The sequence below is a fragment of the Ralstonia flaminis genome, assembly GCF_958415495.1.
GTDB classification, from domain to species: Bacteria; Pseudomonadota; Gammaproteobacteria; order Burkholderiales; family Burkholderiaceae; genus Ralstonia; species Ralstonia flaminis.
Map to the genome: position 1 here is coordinate 50,496 of NZ_CATZLL010000009.1, position 21,858 is coordinate 72,353.

Annotated in this window: 21 protein-coding genes; 11 read left to right on the forward strand and 10 right to left on the reverse strand. The window is 63.1% G+C overall.

Going from position 1 to position 21,858, the window contains the following annotated elements:
- The first annotated feature begins 79 nt into the window (after nt 1-79).
- From queA to secF, 5 genes are all read left to right on the forward strand, one after another.
- Complete coding sequence (gene queA, locus R2N11_RS15010) at nt 80-1,141, forward strand: tRNA preQ1(34) S-adenosylmethionine ribosyltransferase-isomerase QueA (RefSeq protein ID WP_316681578.1); 1,062 nt, start codon at nt 80-82, stop codon at nt 1,139-1,141.
- A 2-nt stretch (nt 1,142-1,143) separates the two neighbouring features.
- On the forward strand, nt 1,144-2,295 hold the full coding sequence (tgt, locus tag R2N11_RS15015; protein ID WP_199032759.1) for a tRNA guanosine(34) transglycosylase Tgt: 1,152 nt from the start codon (nt 1,144-1,146) through the stop codon (nt 2,293-2,295).
- Between the two features lie 108 nt (nt 2,296-2,403).
- On the forward strand, nt 2,404-2,733 hold the full coding sequence (gene yajC / locus R2N11_RS15020; protein WP_031329700.1) for a preprotein translocase subunit YajC: 330 nt from the start codon (nt 2,404-2,406) through the stop codon (nt 2,731-2,733).
- A gap of 121 nt (nt 2,734-2,854) precedes the next feature.
- Nucleotides 2,855-4,747, forward strand: a complete 1,893-nt coding sequence (gene secD, locus R2N11_RS15025) for a protein translocase subunit SecD (RefSeq protein ID WP_316681579.1) — start codon at nt 2,855-2,857, stop codon at nt 4,745-4,747.
- Nucleotides 4,748-4,823: 76 nt separating this feature from the next.
- A complete protein-coding gene (gene secF, locus R2N11_RS15030; RefSeq protein WP_316681580.1) occupies nt 4,824-5,792 on the forward strand; it encodes a protein translocase subunit SecF in 969 nt (322 codons plus the stop codon).
- 130 nt (nt 5,793-5,922) lie between these two features.
- On the opposite strand, the gene R2N11_RS15035 is transcribed toward secF, so the two are convergent.
- From R2N11_RS15035 to purB, 4 genes are all read right to left on the reverse strand, one after another.
- Entirely contained in the window at nt 5,923-6,519 is a 597-nt protein-coding gene (locus R2N11_RS15035) for a YceI family protein (protein WP_199032762.1), read from the reverse strand.
- A 61-nt stretch (nt 6,520-6,580) separates the two neighbouring features.
- Entirely contained in the window at nt 6,581-7,153 is a 573-nt protein-coding gene (locus tag R2N11_RS15040) for a YceI family protein (RefSeq protein ID WP_316681668.1), read from the reverse strand.
- Between the two features lie 103 nt (nt 7,154-7,256).
- Complete coding sequence (locus R2N11_RS15045) at nt 7,257-7,838, reverse strand: cytochrome b (protein WP_316681581.1); 582 nt, start codon at nt 7,836-7,838, stop codon at nt 7,257-7,259.
- Between the two features lie 262 nt (nt 7,839-8,100).
- On the reverse strand, nt 8,101-9,480 hold the full coding sequence (purB, locus tag R2N11_RS15050; RefSeq protein ID WP_316681582.1) for an adenylosuccinate lyase: 1,380 nt from the start codon (nt 9,478-9,480) through the stop codon (nt 8,101-8,103).
- A gap of 230 nt (nt 9,481-9,710) precedes the next feature.
- Here purB and R2N11_RS15055 point away from each other — a divergent pair, with 230 nt between their 5' ends.
- A complete protein-coding gene (locus tag R2N11_RS15055; protein ID WP_316681583.1) occupies nt 9,711-10,319 on the forward strand; it encodes a glutathione S-transferase N-terminal domain-containing protein in 609 nt (202 codons plus the stop codon).
- A 30-nt stretch (nt 10,320-10,349) separates the two neighbouring features.
- On the opposite strand, the gene R2N11_RS15060 is transcribed toward R2N11_RS15055, so the two are convergent.
- The 3 genes from R2N11_RS15060 to R2N11_RS15070 are packed head-to-tail and all read right to left on the reverse strand — an operon-like array spanning nt 10,350 to nt 13,458.
- A complete protein-coding gene (locus R2N11_RS15060; RefSeq protein WP_316681584.1) occupies nt 10,350-11,768 on the reverse strand; it encodes a YfcC family protein in 1,419 nt (472 codons plus the stop codon).
- Nucleotides 11,769-11,803: 35 nt separating this feature from the next.
- Complete coding sequence (locus R2N11_RS15065; protein WP_316681585.1) at nt 11,804-12,568, reverse strand: IclR family transcriptional regulator; 765 nt, start codon at nt 12,566-12,568, stop codon at nt 11,804-11,806.
- A gap of 5 nt (nt 12,569-12,573) precedes the next feature.
- A complete protein-coding gene (locus R2N11_RS15070) occupies nt 12,574-13,458 on the reverse strand; it encodes an N-formylglutamate amidohydrolase (protein ID WP_199032725.1) in 885 nt (294 codons plus the stop codon).
- A gap of 266 nt (nt 13,459-13,724) precedes the next feature.
- On the opposite strand from R2N11_RS15070, the gene R2N11_RS15075 reads away from it, so the two are divergent.
- Nucleotides 13,725-14,729 (forward strand): porin, encoded by a 1,005-nt coding sequence (locus tag R2N11_RS15075; protein ID WP_430715449.1) that lies wholly within the window; start codon nt 13,725-13,727, stop codon nt 14,727-14,729.
- A gap of 24 nt (nt 14,730-14,753) precedes the next feature.
- Here R2N11_RS15075 and R2N11_RS15080 read toward each other — a convergent pair whose 3' ends face one another.
- The 3 genes from R2N11_RS15080 to R2N11_RS15090 all read right to left on the reverse strand — a co-directional run bounded on the left by R2N11_RS15080 (nt 14,754) and on the right by R2N11_RS15090 (nt 18,047).
- Nucleotides 14,754-16,352, reverse strand: a complete 1,599-nt coding sequence (locus tag R2N11_RS15080; protein WP_316681587.1) for an FMN-binding glutamate synthase family protein — start codon at nt 16,350-16,352, stop codon at nt 14,754-14,756.
- Between the two features lie 91 nt (nt 16,353-16,443).
- Nucleotides 16,444-17,556: a tRNA 2-thiouridine(34) synthase MnmA gene (gene mnmA, locus R2N11_RS15085; protein ID WP_316681588.1), complete on the reverse strand. Its 1,113-nt coding sequence runs from the start codon at nt 17,554-17,556 to the stop codon at nt 16,444-16,446.
- Nucleotides 17,553-18,047, reverse strand: a complete 495-nt coding sequence (locus R2N11_RS15090) for an NUDIX hydrolase (RefSeq protein ID WP_199033331.1) — start codon at nt 18,045-18,047, stop codon at nt 17,553-17,555. Before R2N11_RS15090 ends, mnmA begins: the two co-directional genes overlap by 4 nt.
- A 274-nt stretch (nt 18,048-18,321) precedes the next feature.
- Here R2N11_RS15090 and R2N11_RS15095 point away from each other — a divergent pair, with 274 nt between their 5' ends.
- From R2N11_RS15095 to R2N11_RS15110, 4 genes are all read left to right on the forward strand, one after another.
- Nucleotides 18,322-19,461 (forward strand): Re/Si-specific NAD(P)(+) transhydrogenase subunit alpha, encoded by a 1,140-nt coding sequence (locus R2N11_RS15095; RefSeq protein ID WP_021195986.1) that lies wholly within the window; start codon nt 18,322-18,324, stop codon nt 19,459-19,461.
- Between the two features lie 87 nt (nt 19,462-19,548).
- Nucleotides 19,549-19,911, forward strand: a complete 363-nt coding sequence (panD, locus tag R2N11_RS15100) for an aspartate 1-decarboxylase (protein WP_199031282.1) — start codon at nt 19,549-19,551, stop codon at nt 19,909-19,911.
- A 76-nt stretch (nt 19,912-19,987) separates the two neighbouring features.
- Complete coding sequence (locus R2N11_RS15105; protein WP_199031283.1) at nt 19,988-20,326, forward strand: NAD(P) transhydrogenase subunit alpha part 2; 339 nt, start codon at nt 19,988-19,990, stop codon at nt 20,324-20,326.
- The gene (locus R2N11_RS15110; RefSeq protein ID WP_316681589.1) at nt 20,323-21,783 is read left to right on the forward strand and encodes an NAD(P)(+) transhydrogenase (Re/Si-specific) subunit beta; all 1,461 of its coding nucleotides are present in this window, start codon (nt 20,323-20,325) and stop codon (nt 21,781-21,783) included. The genes R2N11_RS15105 and R2N11_RS15110 overlap by 4 nt, the downstream gene beginning before the upstream one ends.
- Nucleotides 21,784-21,858 lie beyond the last annotated feature (75 nt).

Consider the following 21,858-nt stretch of genomic DNA (forward strand, 5'->3'; position numbering starts at 1 on the left):
TGGCGAACTTTGCGGTTTCGCCCGATTGTACCGGCGCCGCTCTCTTCACTTGGCGCGATTCTTCAACCGCGCCCCATCCATGCTGACGCTGTCCGATTTCGATTTCGATCTGCCGCCCGAGTTGATCGCGCAAACCGCCCTGCCCGACCGCACCGCGAGCCGCCTGCTGGCTGTGCGCCGTGCCAAAGATGGCGTGCACTTTGATGACCGCCAGTTTGCCGATCTGGTCGACTACCTGCGCCCCGGCGACCTGCTGGTCTTCAATGACACACGCGTCATCAAGGCCCGCTTCTTTGGCCACAAGGCCAGCGGCGGCAAGGTCGAGGTGCTGGTCGAGCGCCTGCTGGATGAGCACACCGTGCTGGCGCAGATCCGCTCCAGCAAGTCGCCGGTCGAGGGCACCACACTGCGCTTGGCCGATGCCTTTGATGTGACGGTGGGCCCGCGCGCCGAACCGTTCTTCACGCTGCGCTTCCCGCAACCGGCGCTGGACCTGATCGAGCAGTACGGCCGCCTGCCGCTGCCGCCCTATATCGAGCACGATCCGGACAGCTTTGACGAGACGCGCTATCAGACCGTCTACGCACGCAACCCGGGTGCGGTGGCGGCGCCCACAGCCGGCCTGCATTTCGACGATGCGCTGTTTGCCGAGCTCGACACCAGGGGCATCCAGCGTGGCTTCCTGACGCTGCACGTGGGTGCCGGCACGTTCCAGCCGGTGCGCGTGGAAAACATCGCCGAGCATCGCATGCACAGCGAGTGGTATGCCATCTCGCCCGAACTGGCCGAGGCCATCCGCGCCACGCGGGCGGCGGGTGGGCGCGTGATTGCCGTGGGAACCACGTCGATGCGTGCACTTGAATCCGCAGCCCAGCCCGACGGCACGCTCAATGCGGGCAGCGGCGAGACCGATATCTTCATCACCCCGGGTTACCGTTTCCGTGCGGTCGACGCGCTGGTGACCAATTTCCACCTGCCCAAATCGACGCTGTTGATGCTGGTATCGGCATTTGCCGGCATGGACGCCATCCGCGGCGCCTACCAGCACGCCATTGCCCAGCGCTACCGCTTCTTCAGCTACGGCGACGCCATGTTCCTCACGCGCGCGGAACGCAACCCCGCCGACACCCAATCTGCCTGACCATGCTCAAGTACGAACTGCTCACCACCGATGGCCTTGCCCGACGCGGCCGCATGACCCTGAACCACGGTGTCGTGGAAACACCCATCTTCATGCCGGTGGGCACCTATGGCGCGGTCAAGGCGATGTCGCCGGCGGAACTCAAGGAGATCGGCGCGCAGATTATCCTCGGCAACACCTTCCACCTGTGGCTGCGCCCAGGGCTGGAAGTGATGGATGCGCACAAAGGCCTGCACGGCTTCAATGGCTGGGATAAGCCCATCCTGACCGATTCGGGTGGTTTTCAGGTGTTTTCGCTGGGCGATCTGCGCAAGATCACCGAAGAAGGCGTGACATTCGCCTCGCCCATCAACGGCGACAAGCTATTCCTGTCGCCCGAGATTTCCATGCAGATCCAGCGCCGGCTGAATTCGGACATCGTCATGCAGTTTGACGAATGCACGCCGTACCAGATCGATGGTCGCCCGGCCACCGAGGCAGAAGCCGCTGCGTCGATGCGCATGAGCCTGCGCTGGGCGCAACGCTCGCGCAACGAATTCGCGCGAGAGAACAACCCGAACGCGCTGTTCGGCATCGTCCAGGGCGGCATGTTCGAGCAGTTGCGCGACGAATCGCTGGCGGGTCTGCAAGCCATTGACGCCGATGCAGGCGGCCAGGGTTTCGGCGGCTATGCCATCGGCGGCCTGTCGGTGGGTGAGCCGAAGGAAGACATGATGCGCGTGCTGCAGCACGTGGCGCCGCGCCTGCCGGCCAACAAGCCGCATTACCTGATGGGCGTGGGCACGCCGGAAGACCTGGTGGCAGGCGTCGCTAGCGGCATCGACATGTTCGACTGCGTGATGCCCACCCGCAACGCGCGCAACGGCTGGCTGTTCACCCGCTTTGGCGACATCAAGATCAAGAATGCGGTGCACCGCAATGACCCACGCCCGCTGGACGAAACCTGCGGCTGCTACACCTGCCGCAATTTCTCGCGTGCCTACCTGCACCATCTGCAACGCGTGGGCGAAATCCTGGGTGCACGCCTGAACACCATCCACAACCTCTATTACTACCTGGAGCTGATGGCTGAGATGCGCGCCGCCATTGAGTCGCACAGCTTTGCCGCATTCCAGGTGCGCTTTGCCGCCGACCGGGCCCGCGGCGCACTCTGACACCCCCTTGACAGGACTGGCCATGCGCCCATTTGCCGCAAGGCGGCAATGGTAGAATGTTCGGTCCAATTTTTGACCGATTGACGACCCATTTACGGAGTTTTGACCGTGTTCCTCATTTCCGACGCTTACGCACAAACCGCCCCGGCGGGCGGCGCCGCCAGTGGCCTGATGAGCTTCCTGCCCATCATCCTGATGTTTGTGGTGCTGTGGTTCATCATGATCCGCCCGCAAATGAAGCGCCAGAAAGAAACCAAGGCCATGCTCGAAGCCCTGGCCAAGGGCGACGAAGTCGTCACCGCCGGCGGCATCCTGGGCAAGGTTGCCAAGGTGACCGAGCAGTTCGTGGTGGTTGAAATCGCTGCCAACACTGAAATCACCGTCCAGAAGAGCGCCGTGACGACTGTGCTGCCCAAGGGCACGCTCAAAGCGCTGTAATCCGGTATGACCGGCGCCCGAGCGTTGTACGCGGGCGCCGGAACCCCTGGCAGCGCCTATTCTAAGAATCCGCGCCCACGCCCGCATCGCTGACGGGCCGCCTCACCGCCATCCAAGCAAGATGAATCGCTATCCGCTCTGGAAATACCTTGTGATCCTGGTGGCGCTTGCCATCGGGTTCCTCTATACGCTGCCGAATTTCTTCGGTGAGGCGCCTGCCGTGCAGGTGTCCTCGGGCAAGGCCACCGTCAAGGTCGATTTGAACGTCCAGAAGCAGGTTGAGAGCCTGCTCGCTGCGGCCAATATCCAGCCCAACGGCGTGTTCTTCGACAACAACGGTACCTCGGCCAGCGTGCGTGTGCGCTTTGCCGACACCGACACGCAGCTCAAGGCCAAGGACATCCTGGCCCGCGGCCTGAACACCGACCAGACCGATCCGACCTACATCGTCGCGCTGAACCTGCTGTCGGGTTCGCCGCGCTGGCTGACCTCTATCCACGCCCTGCCGATGTTCCTGGGTCTGGACTTGCGTGGCGGCGTGCACTTCCTGCTGCAAGTCGACATGAACGGCGCGGTCACCAAGAAGCTGGACTCGCTGGCCGGTGACATCCGCACGCAACTGCGCGACAAGAGCATCCGCCACAACGGCATTGATCGCAGCGGCAACGCGATCACCATTAAGTTCAGCAACGCCGACGACGCCGACCGCGCCCGTGGCGTGCTGGCGGATTCCACCCGCGAACTGGCTTACAGCGTCGACAAGACCGCTGACGGCGCCACGCTCACCGGCACCTTTACCGCGGCCGCGATGAAGGAAGTGCAGGACAACGCCGTCAAGCAGAACGTCGTGACGCTGCACAACCGCGTGAACGAACTGGGCGTGGCCGAACCGGTGATCCAGCAACAGGGCCCGGACCGCATCGTCGTCCAACTGCCCGGCGTGCAGGACACCGCCAAGGCCAAGGACATCATCGGCCGTACCGCCACGCTCGAAGCCCGCCTGGCCGACCCGAATGCGCCGCTCGTGCCGCGCGCCGGCGACCCGGTGCCCCTGGGCGACGAGCTCTTCACGCAAGGTCGCGGCGCTCCGGTGCTGCTGCAGAAGCAGGTGATCTTCACGGGTGACCGCATCACCAGCGCCTCGGCAGGCTTCGACCAGAACCACAATGCGTCGGTCGACATCACGCTCGACGGCCAGGGTGGCCGCATGCTGCGCGATGTCTCGCGTGACAACATCGGCAAGCGCATGGGCATCGTCCTGTTCGAAAAGGGCAAGGGCGAAGTGCTGACGGTGGCCACCATCCAGTCCGAACTGGGCTCGCGCTTCCAGATCACCGGCATGGGCTCGACCGAAGCTTCGGCCGACCTGGCGCTGCTGCTGCGCGCAGGCTCGCTGGCTGCGCCGATGGAGATCATTGAAGAGCGCACCATCGGCCCGTCGCTGGGTGCCGACAACATCCGCAAGGGCTTCGACTCGGCGCTGTACGGCTTCCTGGCGGTGTCGGTGTTCATGGTCGTGTACTACATGCTGTTCGGCGTGTTTTCGGTGGTGGCGCTGGGCGTGAACGTGTTCTTGCTGATTGCCGTGCTGTCGATGCTGCAGGCCACCCTCACGCTGCCGGGCATTGCCGCTATCGCGCTGGCACTGGGTATGGCCATTGACGCCAACGTGCTGATCAACGAGCGCATCCGTGAGGAGCTGCGCAACGGCGCCTCGGCCCAGATGGCGATTGCCGCGGGCTTCGAGCGTGCGTGGGCAACCATCGTGGACTCGAACGTCACCACGCTGATCGCGGGCCTGGCACTGATCGCCTTCGGCTCCGGTCCAGTCAAGGGCTTTGCCGTGGTGCACTGCCTGGGCATTCTGACTTCGATGTTCTCGGCGGTGTTCTTCAACCGCGCCCTGGTCAACCTGTGGTACGGCCGCCGCAAGAAGCTGCAAGGCCTGGCAATCGGCCAGATCTGGAAGCCGGGCAATACCGCTCCCAACGCACAGCCGCCGGCGAAGCAGTAAGGCACCTCACCCACAGACATCTTGCATAACCGGCACTGGCCCACGCTCGCGGGCCGGTTGCCACAAAGGGCAGACCATGGAGTTTTTCCGCATCCGCCGCGATATTCCGTTCATGAAGCACGCGTTGGTTCTCAACGCTGTGTCGTTCATCACGTTTATCGCCGCTGTCTTCTTCCTGTTCCACAAGGGGCTGCACCTGTCGGTGGAGTTCACCGGCGGTACGGTGATGGAAGTCGCCTACACCCAGGCCGCTGATCTGCCGAAGGTCCGCGCCGACGTCGAGAAGCTCGGCTATGCCGACGCCCAGGTGCAGAACTTCGGCACCTCGCGCGACGTGATGATCCGCCTGCCGCTCAAGAGCGGCCCGGATGGCAAGCCCATCCCCTCGGCCGTACAGAGCCAGCAGGTCATGACGGCTCTGAACGCCACCAACCCCGACGCCACGCTGCAGCGCGTCGAGTTTGTCGGCCCGCAGGTCGGCAAGGAGCTCGCCACCGATGGCCTGCTGGCGCTGCTGTTCGTGGTGATCGGCATCGTCATCTACCTGTCGATCCGCTTCGAGTGGAAGTTTGCAGTGGCGGGCATCATCGCCAACCTGCACGACGTGGTCATCATCCTGGGCTTCTTTGCGTTCTTCCAGTGGGAGTTCTCGCTATCGGTGCTGGCCGGTATCCTGGCGGTGCTGGGCTACTCCGTGAACGAGTCTGTCGTGATCTTCGACCGGATCCGCGAGGCGTTCCGCAAGTACCGCAAGATGAACACGCACGAGGTGATCGACCACGCGATTACCAGCACCATCTCGCGGACCATCATCACCCACGGTTCGACCGAAATGATGGTGCTGTCGATGCTGGTGTTCGGCGGCCCGACACTGCACTACTTCGCTCTGGCGCTGACCATCGGTATCTTGTTTGGTATCTACTCGTCGGTGTTCGTGGCCGCCGCGCTGTGCATGTGGCTGGGCGTCAAGCGCGAAGACCTCGTCAAGTCCGAGAAGAAGGCCACTGGCCCGAACGATGATCCGAACTTCGGCGCGCAGGTCTGAGTACCCTCCCCAGCCGGTCAGGCAACAAGAAAAGCCCCGCAATCGCGGGGCTTTTTCTTTGGGTCGGAATTACCAATAAAAACGCCCCGGCCTTGAAAGCCGGGGCGTTTTATTTGCCGCGCGTGGCAGCTTATTGCTGCGCGACGCTGGCGTCTTGCTTCAGGCCTTCCACCTGGATCTTCAGCTTGGTTTCCATGTTGAAACCGTAGGCCTTGCCGTAGTCGATGCCGAACTCGTCGCGGTTGAACTTCATCTCGGCGTCAGCGCCGCAGACTTCACGCTTGAGCATCGGGTGCTGCATGCACTTGAACGCGTCGATTTCCATCTTGACCGGCTTGGTCACGCCACGCAGCGTGAGCTGGCCTTCGGCTTCGGTCGGCACATCGCCCTTGAACTTGGTGAAGTTGCCCTTGAAGGTGGCAGTCGGGTACTTCGCCACGTCGAACATTTCAGCGCCCTTGGCGTGATCGTTCAGCTTGGCCATGCCGAAGTCGATGCTGTCGGTCTGCACAGTCACGTCGATGGTGCCTTTCTTGGCTTCGCGGTCCAGCGTGACGGAGCCGCTGGACTTGTCGAACTTGCCGCGCCACTTCGACAGGCCGCCCATGTGGTCGGCTTCAAAGCTCGGGTAGGTGTGAGTCGGGTCCAGTTGGTACGTGGCCGGTGCAGCAAACGCGGCGGTGGCGGCAACAGCAGACAGAGCAGCAACGAGGGTACGCAGTTTCATGTGAACTCCAGCAGGTAATGGGGGCGAAAACGAGAGCAAAAACGCGACGCTGAGGGGTGTATTACTTCTTGGCGATAACAACGCGGAACTTGATCGTCACATCATCGGCGACGACCGAGGTGTCCTTCCAATCGCCATCGCCGATCTTGAATGCATTGCGCTTGACGGGCAGCGCGCCTTCAAAGACCTGGGTGGCGCCGTCCTGCTTGAACGTGACGGGTGCGGTCACGTCCTGCGTGACGCCCTTGATGGTCAGCTTGCCGACCACGTCCACCTTGCCATTGGCGCCCGGCTTGAATGCCGACGACACGAAGGTGGCCTTCGGATACTTGGCAGCGTCAAACCAATCCTTCTTCTTCAGCTCGTCGTTGTATTCCTTGCTGCCCACGTCGACGCTGTTGATGTCGATATCGACCTTGGCCGTGGACGCAGCCACGTTGGCCGGGTTGTAGTTCACGGTGGCGTCGAACTTGCCGAACTTGATGTCCATCGGCACGCCGAGTTGCTTACCGGTGGCCGTCACACTGCTCTTGGCAGCGTCCACCTGGGCGATGGCCGATACCGATACCGCAGCGATCGACAGCGCGCCAGCGGCAACCAGGGCGATAGCGCGGGGGCGCACAAAACGTTTCATCATCAGACTCCTTCGGTCAGGCCGGTCGTGCCGGCGGTCTTGGTCAGGATGGGAAGCCAGGGCACCGGCACACACCGGTGCGTTTGGAAATCAGCGCACGAATTCAGCGCAGGAAGGGCAGCATGCGTCGCAGCGTGCCGTCGCGGTCAACCATGTGGTGCTTGAGCGCGGCTAGGATATGCAGCACAACAATGGCGGCCATGGTCCAGTTCAACCACTGGTGCGCGAAGCTGAAGATGTCCTTGAGTGCATCGCTTTTCTCGAAGGGCATCGGCATTTCCCACACGCCAAGGTAGACAACCTTGATACCTGCCGCCACGCTCAACAGGTAGCCCGTCAGCGGCACCGCCAGAATCAGCAGATACAACACAAGGTGTGCACCTTCGGCAGCCCGATGCTGCCACTTCGGCATACCGGCCACCGGGGCCGGCGCCGGATGCGTCAGGCGCCACAGCACGCGCAGCACGGCAAAGATCAGCACGGTCACGCCAATCCACTTGTGATACGAGTACAGCTTCAGCTTGGTCGGCGTAAAGCCGGGAATGTCGGTCATGTACAGACCGAGCCCGAACGCCGCAAAGATCAGCAGCGCGATGATCCAGTGCAGCGCGATGGCAGGCTTGCCATAAGCGCCGTCATCAGCAGCGGCGCGCATGGCGAGATTTGATTGGGCAGCTTGTGACATCGGTTCCCTCAGTTTGGGACGCTCTTGGTAAGCGGCGCCTGCCGATAAGACCACGGCGCCAAATGTTTGTGCATTATTGAAGCGATCCGGCCAAGCAGGACCCCCTCAAGTTCACCGAGAAATTCAAATTTTTTGATGAATGGTAGACGGCGACCAATAGGGTAGCGCGGTACATTCTACAGAGCCCACATAGCAAAACAGCCTCCTCCGTAGTCATACGGAGGAGGCTGTTTTCAGTGCAGCCAACAAATTTTCGAAACAATCAAAGGCTGCTGATTCGGCGCGCCAGCTCTTCAGCCTTGCCGATATAGCTGCCCGGCGTCATATCCAGCAGCAGCTTGCGAGCGTCCTCGGGAATGGCCAGTGTGCCGATGAAGTCACGCAGCGCCTCGCGCGAAATGCCCTTGCCGCGTGTCAGTTCCTTGAGCTGCTCGTACGGGTTGGCGATGCCATATCGGCGCATCACGGTCTGCACCGGCTCAGCCAGCACTTCCCAGCAGTTGTCCAGATCTTCCGCCAGGCGCGACGGGTTGGTTTCCAGCTTGCCCAGGCCGCGCAGGCAGGCGTCGTATGCCAGCAGGCTGTAGCCGAAGGCCACGCCGATGTTGCGCAGCACGGTCGAATCCGTCAGGTCACGCTGCCAGCGCGACACGGGCAGCTTTTCCGACAGGTGACGCAGCACTGCATTGGCCAGGCCGACGTTGCCTTCGGAATTTTCGAAATCGATCGGGTTGACCTTGTGCGGCATGGTCGACGAGCCAATCTCGCCGGCCTTGGTCTTCTGCTTGAAGTAGCCCTGCGAGATGTAACCCCAGACGTCGCGGTCCAGGTCCAGGATGATCGTGTTGGCACGCGCCACGGCATCGAACAGTTCGGCCATGTAGTCGTGCGGCTCGATCTGGATGGTGTACGGGTTGAACGTCAGGCCAAGGCGGCTTTCGATCACATTCTTCGAGAAGGCTTCCCAATCCAGTTGCGGGTACGCCGACAGGTGCGCGTTGTAGTTGCCCACCGCGCCGTTCATCTTGCCCAGCAATTCCACTGCCTCGATACGACGGATGGCACGGTCCAGGCGGGCGGCCACGTTGGCCATTTCCTTGCCCAGCGTGGTCGGGCTGGCGGGCTGGCCGTGCGTGCGCGAGAGCATCGACACATCGGCGTTGGCGTGGGCCAGTTCCACCAGGCGAGCCTGCACGCGGCGCAGTGCGGGCACGACCACCGTGTCGCGCGCGCCCTTGAGCATCATGCCGTGCGAGGTGTTGTTGATGTCCTCGGACGTGCACGCGAAGTGGATGAATTCGCTCGCGGCTTCCAGCTCGGCGTTGCCCTTTACGCGCTCCTTCATCCAGTACTCGACGGCCTTCACGTCATGGTTGGTGACGGCTTCGATTTCCTTGATGCGGGCGGCGTCTGCCTCGGCAAAGTTTTCGACCAGGGCCAGCAGCGCTTGCTCGGCTTCGGCCGAAAAACGCGGGATTTCTGCCAGGCCGGCCTGCGACAGGGCGATCAGCCAGTGCACCTCTACCTTCACGCGGTTGCGCATGAAAGCGGCTTCCGACAGCCACTCGCGCAGCGGATCGGCCTTGGCAGCGTAGCGGCCATCGATGGGAGACAGAGCGGTCAGTGCGGAAAGCGACGACATGGCAGGCGGGGAAAAATGTGAAGGGAATCTCAATCCGGACAACCCGGACGCTGCATCGAGCGTTGAACCAAGGTGCATACGCGCACCCCAGCGAGCCCGCGATTTTACCACCCGGCACGCCGGTCTCAGGGCCAATCCGGGACCTTGGCAAGCCTCCGTTTGGTTGAAGCGCCGCCCAGAGCACGCGGGAAAGTGCGCAGCTATACTTCCGCCTCCAACAAGACATGCCTATGAAACTGATCGGATCCCACGCCAGCCCGTACACCCGCAAGGTGCGAGTGGTGCTGGCCGAAAAGAAAATCGACTGCCAGTTCGTGCTGGAAGACGTCTGGAGCGCCGACACGCAGATCCACCAGTTCAACCCGCTGGGCAAGGTGCCCTGCCTGGTGATGGACGACGGCGGCGCCCTGTTCGATTCCCGCGTGATTGCCGAATATGCCGACACGCTATCGCCGGTGGCGCGCCTGATCCCGCCGTCGGGCCGCGAGCGCGTGGAAGTCCGCTGCTGGGAAGCGCTGGCCGACGGCCTGCTCGACGCCGCGCTCATGCTGCGCATCGAGCACACGCAACGCACACCTGAGCAGCGCAGCGAAGCATGGCTGGCACGTCAGAACCACAAGATCGACGACGCACTCAAGGCCATGTCACAGGGGCTGGCCGACAAGACCTGGTGCAACGGCAACCACCTGACGCTGGCCGACATTTGTGTTGGCTGTGCGCTTGGCTACCTGGATTTCCGCCAGCCGCAGATCGACTGGCGCGAACGCCACGCCAACCTGGCCGCGTTCTACGCACGGATGGAAAAGCGGCCGAGTTTCATCGAAACCCAGCCGCAGTAAGTTGGTCGATTCAAGTGATTTGGGTGGCGGTCAGTAGCCGATCTCGACCGCCACGCCCAGCACCAGCAGCGACAGCACAAACAGCGCTGCGAACAGCGGAAAGATGAAGGCTACCCACTGGCCGTAGTTCACGCGCGCCGTCGCCAGATAGGCCAGCAGCATGCCCGAGGTGGGCGTGACCATATTCATCAGGCCGCCGCCCATGAGGAATGCCAGCACGGTAGTCTGCCCGCTCACGCCTGACAGGTGCGCGATCGGCGCCAGGATGGGCATGCTCACCGCCGCCTTGCCCGACAGCGACGGCATGAACACGTCCAGAATCATCTCCATGACCATGATGCCGCCGGCCACCACGGGGCGCGCGCTGTCCTGTGTTAGGCGCGTGAGGCTGTGGATGATGGTGTCGAGCACCAGGCTGTTCTGCAGGATCAGCTCCACAGCGGATGCAAGTCCGATCAGCAGCCCCGCCAGCATCATCCCCTTCATGCCGTCGACAAACGCTTCGGATGCCACGCGCGACTCGAGCCGCCCTGCCAGCGCAATCGCCATGGCCATGACGATGTAGAACGCGGCCAGTTCAACGTTGTGCCAGCTCCACAGGCGGGTGCCGACGATCATCATCACGCTCGATGCCAGCAGCACAAGCAGCACCGCAACATGACTGCGCGACAGGCGCTTGTTCTCGGTCGGCACGTAGGTCGTCACTTGCCCGGACCGCCGCACACGCCAGAGCCAGTAGCCAATGCCGATGGCCATGAAGACGACGAACACGGCCAGGCGCATGTCGATGCCCGAGAACAGCGGCACGCCAGCCAGCGGCTGCGCAATCGGCAACGCCAGCGGATTGGTGACCGATGCGATATAGCCGACCTTGGCGGCAATGGTCACCAGCGCCAGCCCGTACAGCTCATTCAGGCCAAGCCGCCGCGCCATCGCCACCACGATGGGGATCACCACAAGGTATTCCGAGATCAACCCGAGAAAGCTGCTGCCCAGACCGAGCACGATCATCACGGCGGGTGCCAGGCGATAGATGTTGCCGCCCGTGATCTGCAGCAGGCGATCAATGCCAGCGTCGATCACGCCGGTGCGGCGCATCACGCCGAACATGCCGCCCACGAACATCACCATGAACACCAGCGGTGCGCTTTTGATGAGCCCTTGCGGAATCGCCATGACCGCGCCGACCACGCTGGCCGCATGGGCCTCGGCCGGCGTGCTCTTGTGGGGCATCGGCGAGGTCAATTCCGGCAGCCCGGCCACCTTGGGCACCACTTGGTACGTGCCGGGCACCACCAGCTTGCCCTTACGCTCGAACTTGCCTGCGTCCACAAGGTAGGTCATGCAGATGGCTGCGAGCATGACCCACAGCATCATCACAATCGGGTGCATGAACCCGGCGTGCGGGCGCTGCGTTTCTACGCGTTCGGTCTCCAGGGTGGCGGACATGCAAATGGCTCCTGCGGCGGATCGTTATTGAAGAATCAGGGGGGTGGCGGGTTGTAGCCGAGCTCGCGGCCAATGCTTGCAGCGCAGGCCAGCAGCGGCTCGAGCAATTGCGGCACGTCACGCGCGGTGATGCGCGTGTCCGGCCCTGAAATGCTGAGCGCGGCGACAGCCATACCGCTCACGTCGCGCACGGGCACGGACACGGCAGCGGCACCGGGCGTGACTTCACCAAAGCTGGTGGCGTAACCCTTCTGCTGGACGGCGGCGATCTGCTCGGCGATGACCTGCGGTTCGGGGCCGAGCGATTCGGCAGCGAGTTGCTTGACCTTGCCCAGGTACTGCGCGCGCACCTCCTGCGGGGCGAACGCCAGCAGCACCTTGCCCGCCGCGCCATACCACAGCGGGCGGCGGTTGCCGACGCGGCCGATGATGCGCATCTCGTGCGAGGTCTCGCAGCGCGCCACACACACGGTCTCCTGCCCTTCTCGCACGCGCAGGATGATGGTTTCGTTCACCTGCTGGTTGAGCAGCAACATGTGCCGATGCGCGGTGCGTACCACCGCATCTTGCGCGGCAGCTGCGACACCCACCACGAAGGCCTGCGGGCCCAGCGCGTAGGTCGACGTCTTGGCATCGAGAATGACGAAGCGGTGCGCCTCCAGCGTATGCAGCAGGCGGAACGCGCGCGACTTGTTGATGCCGAGACGGTTGGACAGCTCGGTCACCCCGAGGCCCGGATGTTCCGCCACCAGCGTCAGCAACGACAACGCACTGTCGACCGATTCGACGATGTAGCTCATGGCACCTAACCCTTCTGATTGTTCAGTTGTTCGTGGCGCAGTTGCTCGCCAACATAGCCGCGCAAGGCTTCCACGAAACGGGTCAGTTGTCCACGCAAAACCTCAAAGCCATCGTGCTTCTCGCAGGTAGCCTCATTCATGTAGAGCGCGCGGTTGAGTTCGATCTGAATGCTGTGCCGCTGCGCTGCCGGATTGCCGTAGCTACGCACCAGATCACCACCGCGATAAGGGTCGTTGATCTGCACACGAAAGCCCAGCGCACGCAGCGTGTCGGCCACCCACGCGGTGAATGCCGGATCGGCGCTGGTGCCGCTGCGGTCGCTCACGACAACATCCGGGCGCAGCGCACCGTTGTCTTCATTCATGGCGTTGCCGCGCGACTTCATCGAGTGGCAATCGACGTGCCAGACATGGCCGAACTGCTGCCACGCGCCGTCAAGCGCCGCTTCCAGCGCCGCGCGATACGGCAGGTAGTACTGGTCAATGCGTGCACGCACTTCAGCCAGCGACAACGGCGCGTCGTACATCGGCACACCGGGCAGCGCAAACCGGCGGATCAGCCCCATGCCGCGCGCGGTGTAGGACTCAGGCTGCAGCGGCGTGGGCCACGGCTCAGCCAGCAGTGCCGCATCAATGTCGTTGATCGAACGGTTGGCGTCGATGTACGCCCGCGGAAAGGCCGCCGCCAGCAACGTACCGCCCAGCTCCGGCACGCCAGCCCACAACTCGTCGACGTACGCATCCCACGTGGTCAGCAGCGCCTCTTCCGGCGCCACGGTCGTGAAGCCCTCCGGAAACGCACGCGAGCTATGCGGCGAATCGAAAACGACAGGCATGGCCGGCGCCTGCGGCAGCGTGAGGTGGAAGGCGGAAGGAGACGGCATCGACATCGAACACGCGCAGCGTTTTTTGAAACACTGTTTTATTTAATGAAACCGAAGTGTGATGGCACAGCGTGCATCCTGGCAACGCGGGTTATCCCGTAAACACCGTCATTGAGGAATAAACCTCTTATTACAGACGTTTACGGGAAATTACCCATATCGACGCGCTTGACACCGGATTGTGGTCGCCCGCACGATTTTATGAAACATTGTTTTATTCTATAAAACCATAGAGGAGGAACTCCATGCAACGTTTTGTCCCGGCAAGCCTGATGGCACTCGGCTGTCTGATGTCGGTCGCCACCCCAAGCACCGCTGCCGACGTCACCCTGTACGGACGCGTCGATCTTGATGCCGAAGTCCAAAAGGGCCCGAAAGGCTCCGCCGCGCAGGAAACCGACAACGCCTCACGCTGGGGCATGCGTGGCAAGGAAGACCTGGGCAACGGCATGGCCGCCGTGTTCGGCCTGGAGCAAGGCTTCAACGCCGACGACGGCACGGCCGTCAACCCGCAGTTCCGCAATGCCTATGTGGGGCTGACCGGCGCGTTCGGCGCGTTTGCCCTGGGCCGACTGGACTCGGCCACGGCAGTGGGTTCACCGATCTACTCGCAGATCACGCACATCACGGATTTCGTCATCCACGATGCGGGCGCCACGGCCATCGGCACCAAGGTGCTCAATGCGCGCAACCGCGTGTCGAATGCCTTTGGGTATCAATCGCCGGATTTCGGCGGCTTCTCGCTGCGCGCGCGGATGTACTTTGCCGGCCCGGAAACGCCGCCGGCCAATCCGGCCGCCCCTGTGCGATTCGAAAGCGACTGGCGCGCCTACGACGTCGGCCTGAACTACGACAATGGCCCGTTCTCTGCTGGCCTTGGCTACTCGAAGGATGACAAGCGCGGCGGCCTGGTCGCCAATGATTTCAACGACAAGGTGCAGTTGGCGGTCGGCTACAACTTCACGGTGGTCAATACCTATGCCGTGATCGGCCGTGACCGCTATGCCGGCACGATGACCACGCGCTCACAGGTGCGCTACTGGTTGGCGGGCTTCACGGTGCCGTTTGGCACCGCGCACCAGATCACCGCTAACTACATGGAGCGCGACGTGCAGACCGACCGCGCGGGCCGGCTCAAGAAGCTCCAGATCGGCTACGGCTACAACCTCAGCAAGCGCACCATGCCTTACGTGTTCTTCGACCGCGAAGACCCAAATTCGAATGTGCGCGGCAACCGGGTAACGACCTACGGCGCCGGCATCAAGCACTTGTTCTGATCGAAGTGATCGCGCTGATGAGCGTTACACCGCCACCGGGTCGAACCGCTCGGCCTGGGCCATCGGCCAGTAGCGCTCATAGAGCTGATAGCGGTAGCGCCCGGCGAGCAGATCGCCGGGTTCGAGGTATTTGAGCAGCGTAGAGAGCAACTGCACCTCGTTGCCCGACACGCGACGCACGATGTGGTGCGCGCGGAAGTCCGCCGGATGTTGCAGGCCTGCCGCCTGCGTCAACTCCAGCAGCGCGTGCAGCGTGTGGTCGTGGTACTGATGCACGCGCTCGGCCTTGTCCGGCACCACCAGTGCTTTCTGGCGAGATTTGTCTTGCGTGGCGACGCCCGTCGGGCAGCGATCGGTGTGGCATTTCTGCGCCTGGATGCAGCCCAGCGCAAACATGAAGCCGCGCGCTGAGTTGCACCAGTCAGCCCCCATCGCTAGCGTCCGGGCGACATCAAAGGCGGTAACGATCTTGCCCGACGCGCCGATCTTGATCTTGTCGCGCAGGTTGGTACCCACCAGCGTGTTGTGCACCAGCAGCAACCCTTCCTGCAGCGGCGTGCCAACGTGGTCGGTAAATTCCAGCGGCGCGGCGCCCGTACCGCCCTCCGCCCCATCGACCACGATGAAGTCCGGCAGGATGCCCGACTCCAGCATCGCCTTGACGATGCCAAAGAACTCCCACGGGTGTCCAATGCACAGCTTGAAGCCCGTCGGCTTGCCGCCCGACAGCGTGCGCAGCCGGTCCACGAATTGCAGCAGCCCCAGCGGCGTTGAGAACTCCGAGTGGGCGGCCGGCGAGACGCAGGCCTGGCCGATCGGAATACCACGCGTAGCGGCAATCTCGGGCGTGACCTTGGCGGCAGGCAGCACCCCTCCGTGCCCAGGCTTGGCACCTTGCGAGAGCTTCACCTCGATCATCTTCACCTGCGGGCTGCGGGCCTGCTCGGCAAACTTGTCCGGATCAAAGCGGCCATTGGCATCGCGGCAACCGAAGTAGCCCGAAGCGACTTCCCAGATCAGATCGCCGCCCTCTTCGCGGTGGTACGGCGAGATCGAACCCTCGCCCGTGTCATGAATGAAGTTGCCCAGCTTCGCACCGCGATTGAGCGCGCGAATGGCATTGCCCGACAGCGCCCCGAAGCTCATCGCCGAGATGTTGAACACCGACATCGAATACGGCTTGGCACGCCCCTCGCCCACCAGCACGCGAAAATCCGCCGAGGCGATGCGCGTGGGCGCCAGCGAATGGCCAATCCACTCGTGCCCGGCAACCTTCACATCCAGTTCGGTGCCAAACGGGCGGCTGTCGACTTCGCCCTTGGCGCGCTGATAGACGATGCTGCGCTGGGCGCGCGAGAACGGACGCTCGTCGGTGTCGTCTTCGACAAAGTACTGGCGGATTTCCGGGCGGATGAACTCGAACAGGAAGCGGAAGTGGCCCCACAGCGGGTAGTTGCGCAGCACCGAGTGGCGGGTCTGCGTCACGTCATAGATGCCCAGCAGCACCAGCAAGCCCGGAATGAACGCGCACGCCCAGTGCAGATGCCCTGTGGCCCAGAACCCCGCAGTGATGACGAACAACAGCACAACACCCGCAAAGGCCCAATAGCGACGTGGCAGCATGACAAACCCTGTGTGGAGACAAATCAGGGCGCCAGCTTAAACGACCCCGATGATGGCCGCAGCCGTCACAACGGACTGTTGCGAAAATCGCCTAAGCAGCAGCCTTCTCGGGCACAGCCGCTTCGGCTGAAGCAATGATGCCGCCACCCAGGCAAACCTCGCCGTCGTACAACACGGCAGATTGACCCGGCGTGACAGCCCATTGCGCCTCGGAAAATGCCAACGTGAGCGCACCGCCGGTGGCACGGGCCACCGTGCACGGCGCATCCGCCTGGCGATAGCGCGTCTTGGCACCCAACTGCGTGCCCTCTGCGGGCGGATGACCAGCAACCCAGCTCAGATCAGCTGCATGTACGGTATGCGCCAGCAGCCACGGGTGGTCGTGGCCTTGCACCACGTACAGCGTGTTGGCCGCCATGTCCTTGCGCGCCACGTACCAGGCATCGCCGTTGCCATCGCGGCTGCCGCCAATGCCGATGCCCTTGCGCTGCCCCAGCGTGTAGAACGCCAGGCCGATGTGCTCGCCGATCGTCTTACCGTCGGGCGTCTTGATCGGACCCGGCTTGGTCGGCAGGTAGCGGTTGAGGAAATCGCGGAACGGCCGCTCGCCGATGAAGCAGATACCGGTGGAATCCTTCTTCTTGGCATTGGGCAGGCCAATCTCTGCCGCAATCTCACGCACGCGCGTCTTCGGCATCTCGCCCAGCGGGAACAGCGTGCGCGAGAGCTGCGCCTGATTCAGCCGATGCAGGAAGTAGCTCTGGTCCTTGGTGTGGTCAAACGCCTTAAGCAGTTCGAATCGACCATCGACCTCTCGCACGCGGGCGTAGTGGCCGGTGGCAATCGTGTCCGCGCCCAGCGCCATCGCATGGTCCAGGAAGGCCTTGAACTTGATCTCGGCGTTGCACAGCACGTCAGGATTGGGCGTGCGGCCGGCGGAGTACTCGCGCAAAAAGTCCGCAAACACGCGGTCCTTGTACTCGGCCGCAAAGTTGACCGCCTCCACGTCCACGCCAACCAGGTCGGCGACAGAGACGACGTCGATCCAGTCTTGTCGGGTCGAGCAGTATTCGCTGTCGTCATCGTCTTCCCAGTTCTTCATGAACAGGCCGATGACCTCGTAGCCCTGCTGCTTGAGCAGCCACGCCGTGACGGAGGAATCCACGCCGCCGGACATGCCGACGACGACGCGCTTCTTGCTCATGGCGCCACCCCCAAGCCATACACGCTGGCGTGCGTATGGATGATGTCAAGCGGATAGCGCTTGCCGGCCAGGTAGTCCTCCACGCAAGCGAGCAGCAGCGGGCTGCGATGCCGATCGCGGCTGGCGCGGATCTCGTCCGGCGTCATCCAGACCGTGCGGACGATGCCCTCGTCGAGCGTGCGGCGCGGGTCCTGTGGCCCAAGCTCGCCCGTGAAGGCCATTCGCACATAGGTGACCGGATCGCCCTGCGGCGGCTGAAACTGCGCCATGTAGCAGCCAAGAAAGGCGGTCGGCACGAAACTGTACGTGGTTTCCTCCAGCGCCTCGCGAGCGACGGCATCCACCAGGCTTTCATCCGGGTCGAGATGGCCCGCGGGCTGGTTCAGGCGCAGACCGGCATCGGTGTGCTCCTCGACCAGCAGGAAGCGCCCGTTCTGTTCAATGACGGCGGCAACGGTGACGCTGGGTTTCCAGCGAACGGCTTGGCTCATGGCAAAAAGACAACAAAAACAAGGCGTTATTGTAGCGGGCGGACGCACTTCCCGCTCGCGCTGGCGGCTCGTCGTTCGTTGTCCTAAGTTGTGCTCAGTTCGGCACACGTTTGCGACGGATCGGCCCGTGTTCTTCACTCCTTTGGAATACCGATGTGATCTTCGAGGAGCGTCCCACTGCCAAAAACTTCGGGTAAGCTGCACATCGTTCAACAAAACCGATCAAAGCGCGCCCTTCTTCACCTCTTGCGCGCACCACAACGAGGAGAACACGATGCACATCGGCATCCCGCAGGAGACGCGGGCGGACGAGACGCGCGTTGCCGCGACCCCGGAGACGATCAAGAAGTACGTGGCGCAAGGCCATCAGGTGACGGTGCAATCCGGCGCCGGTGTGGCGGCCGCGCAGCCCGATGAGGCCTACGTGGCCGTCGGCGCCAAGATCGGCACCGCTGCCGAGGCACTGGGCGCACAGATCGTGCTCAAGGTGCGCTCACCCGAACCTGCGGAGCTTGCGCAGATGCAAGCCGGCGCCGTGCTGGTCGGCATGCTCAACCCGTTTGACGACGAGAACACCGCGCGCCTGGCTGCGGCGAACGTCACCGCCTTCGCGCTGGAAGCCGCGCCGCGCACCACGCGCGCACAAAGCATGGACGTGCTCTCCTCGCAAGCCAACATTGCCGGCTACAAGGCGGTGATGGTGGCCGCGAACCACTATCAGCGCTTCATGCCGATGCTGATGACCGCCGCCGGCACGGTGAAGGCCGCGCGCGTACTGATCCTCGGCGCCGGTGTGGCGGGCTTGCAAGCGATTGCCACGGCCAAGCGCCTGGGCGCGGTCATCGAAGCCTCCGACGTGCGCCCCGCCGTGAAGGAGCAGATCGAATCGCTGGGTGCCAAATTCCTCGACGTGCCGTTCCTGACGGACGAAGAACGCGAGATCGCGCAAGGCGTGGGCGGCTATGCCCGCCCAATGCCACCGGACTGGATGCGCCGTCAGGCTGAGCTGGTGCACACGCGCGCAAGCCAGGCCGACATCGTCATCACCACCGCGCTGATCCCGGGCCGCCGCGCGCCGACGCTGCTGTCCGAAGCCACCGTGCAGGCAATGAAGCCGGGTTCGGTGGTGGTCGACCTGGCGGCAGCGCAAGGCGGCAACTGCCCGCTGACGGAAGCCGATCGCGTGGTCGTCAAGCACGGCGTCACGCTGGTGGGCTATACCAACCTCGCGTCGATGGTGGCGGCCGATGCCTCCGCCCTCTATGCGCGCAACGTGCTGGATTTCCTCAAGCTGATCATCGACAAGGATGGTGGCCTCGCCATCAACCTCGAAGACGACATCGTGGCCGCCTGCCTGCTCAGTCAGGCCGGCCAGGTGGTGCGTGCTCCCGCTGCCACGAGCACCGCCAAATAACAAAGGAGACCGCGGCAGGCGCAGCAACACCCGCCCCGCCGCGTGTGGCGCTTTGGTTTCAGTCATCTCTGTTTCAAGGAAAGCTTCATGCAACGCAACATGCTTCGCGCCAAGCTGCACCGCGCGACGGTCACCCAGGCCGATCTGGACTACGAAGGCTCGTGCGGCATTGACGAGGATCTCCTCGACGCCGCCGACATGCGCGAGTACGAAAAGATTGAGCTGTACAACGTCAACAACGGCGAACGCTTCTCGACCTACATCATCAAGGGCAAGCGCGGCTCGGGCGAGATCTCGCTCAACGGGGCCGCCGCGCGCCGTGCACACGTGGGCGACCTGCTCATCATCTGCACCTACGCACCGATGAACGAAGAAGAAGTCGCCAGCTACAAGCCCAAGGTCGTGCTGCTGGGCGAGGGCAACAAGATCAAGGCCATCAAGGACATCTGACGTGCCAAGGCGGCCCCGTAGAACAACCAACGCGGGGCTGCTCGGCACATCGACCAAGAAGCGAGGAGGAGCACTCATGGAGCTGGTCAATCACACGGTGATCAACCTGATCATCTTCGTGCTGGCGATCTACGTCGGCTACCACGTGGTCTGGACCGTCACACCGGCGCTGCATACGCCGCTGATGGCCGTGACCAACGCCATCTCGGCCATCATCATCGTCGGCGCCATGCTGGCGGCGGGCCTGACGCAGACGGGGCTGGGCCGCACGATGGGCGTGGTGGCGGTGGCGCTGGCAGCAGTCAACGTGTTTGGCGGCTTCCTGGTCACCCAGCGCATGCTGGAGATGTTCAAGAAGAAAGAGCCGAAGGCCAAAGCTGGCGCTAATGGCACAAGCGGGGAGACCAAGCAATGAGCATGAACCTCGTCACCCTGCTGTATCTGCTGGCGTCGGTCTGCTTCATCCAGGCGCTCAAGGGGCTCTCACATCCGACCACGGCGCGGCGCGGTAATGCGTTCGGCATGACAGGCATGGCCATCGCCGCTGTTACGACCCTCGCGCTCATCTACAAGCTCAAGGCGGAGATGTTTGCCGGCACCGAGAGCGGCTCGTCCACGGGCTTCATCCTTATCTTTACCGGCCTGGTGGTCGGCGGCGGCATCGGCGCTTACGTGGCACGCACGGTCGAGATGACCAAGATGCCGGAACTCGTGGCCGCCATGCACTCGCTGATCGGTCTGGCGGCGGTGTGTATTGCCGTAGCGGCCGTGGCTGAACCGTCGGCCTTCGGCATCACGATGGCCGGCGACAACGTGCTGCCGCTGGGCAACCGCGTGGAGCTGTTCATCGGCACGTTCGTGGGCGCCATCACGTTCTCGGGCTCGGTGATCGCCTTCGGAAAGCTGTCGGGCAAGTACAAGTTCCGGCTGTTTCAGGGTGCGCCGGTGCAGTTTGCCGGCCAGCACATGCTGAACCTGCTGCTGGCCGTGGCCATGCTGGGCTTCGGCATCCTGTTCTTCCTGACGCAGAGCTGGCTGCCGTTCGTCATCATGACGGCCATCGCTTTCGTGCTGGGCGTGCTGATCATCATCCCCATCGGCGGCGCTGACATGCCGGTGGTGGTATCGATGCTGAACTCGTACTCGGGCTGGGCGGCGGCAGGCATTGGCTTCTCGCTCAACAACCCGATGCTGATCATTGCGGGCTCGCTGGTCGGTTCATCCGGTGCGATTCTGTCTTACATCATGTGCCGCGCGATGAACCGGTCGTTCTTCAACGTGATCCTGGGCGGCTTCGGCTCGGAGGCTTCCGCCGGCGTTGCGGCCGCTGGTGGCGGGCAACAGCGTCCGGTCAAGTCGGGCTCGCCGGATGATGCTGCTTTCCTGATGGGCAACGCCGAGACGGTCATCATCGTCCCAGGCTACGGCCTGGCCGTGGCACGCGCGCAGCATGCCCTGAAGGAACTGACCGAAAAGCTGTCGGACAAGGGCGTGACGGTCAAATACGCCATCCACCCGGTCGCGGGGCGCATGCCCGGCCACATGAACGTGCTGCTGGCCGAGGCTGAAGTGCCGTACGACCAGGTGTTTGAAATGGAAGACATCAACGGCGAGTTCGGCCAGGCCGACGTGGTGCTGGTGCTGGGCGCCAACGACGTGGTCAACCCGGCGGCCAAGAACGATCCGAAGTCGCCCATTGCCGGCATGCCGATCCTGGAAGCCTATAAGGCCAAGACCATCATCGTGAACAAGCGCTCCATGAACGCCGGCTACGCCGGGCTCGACAACGAGCTGTTCTATATGGACAAGACGATGATGGTGTTCGGCGACGCCAAGAAGGTGGTGGAAGACATGGTGAAATCTGTGGAGTAAGACCGTACGCTGACTGCCATCAACCCACCCTCAGTTTGCGGCAGCAGTTCACCCCCGTTCGGCTTGCCCCCGGTG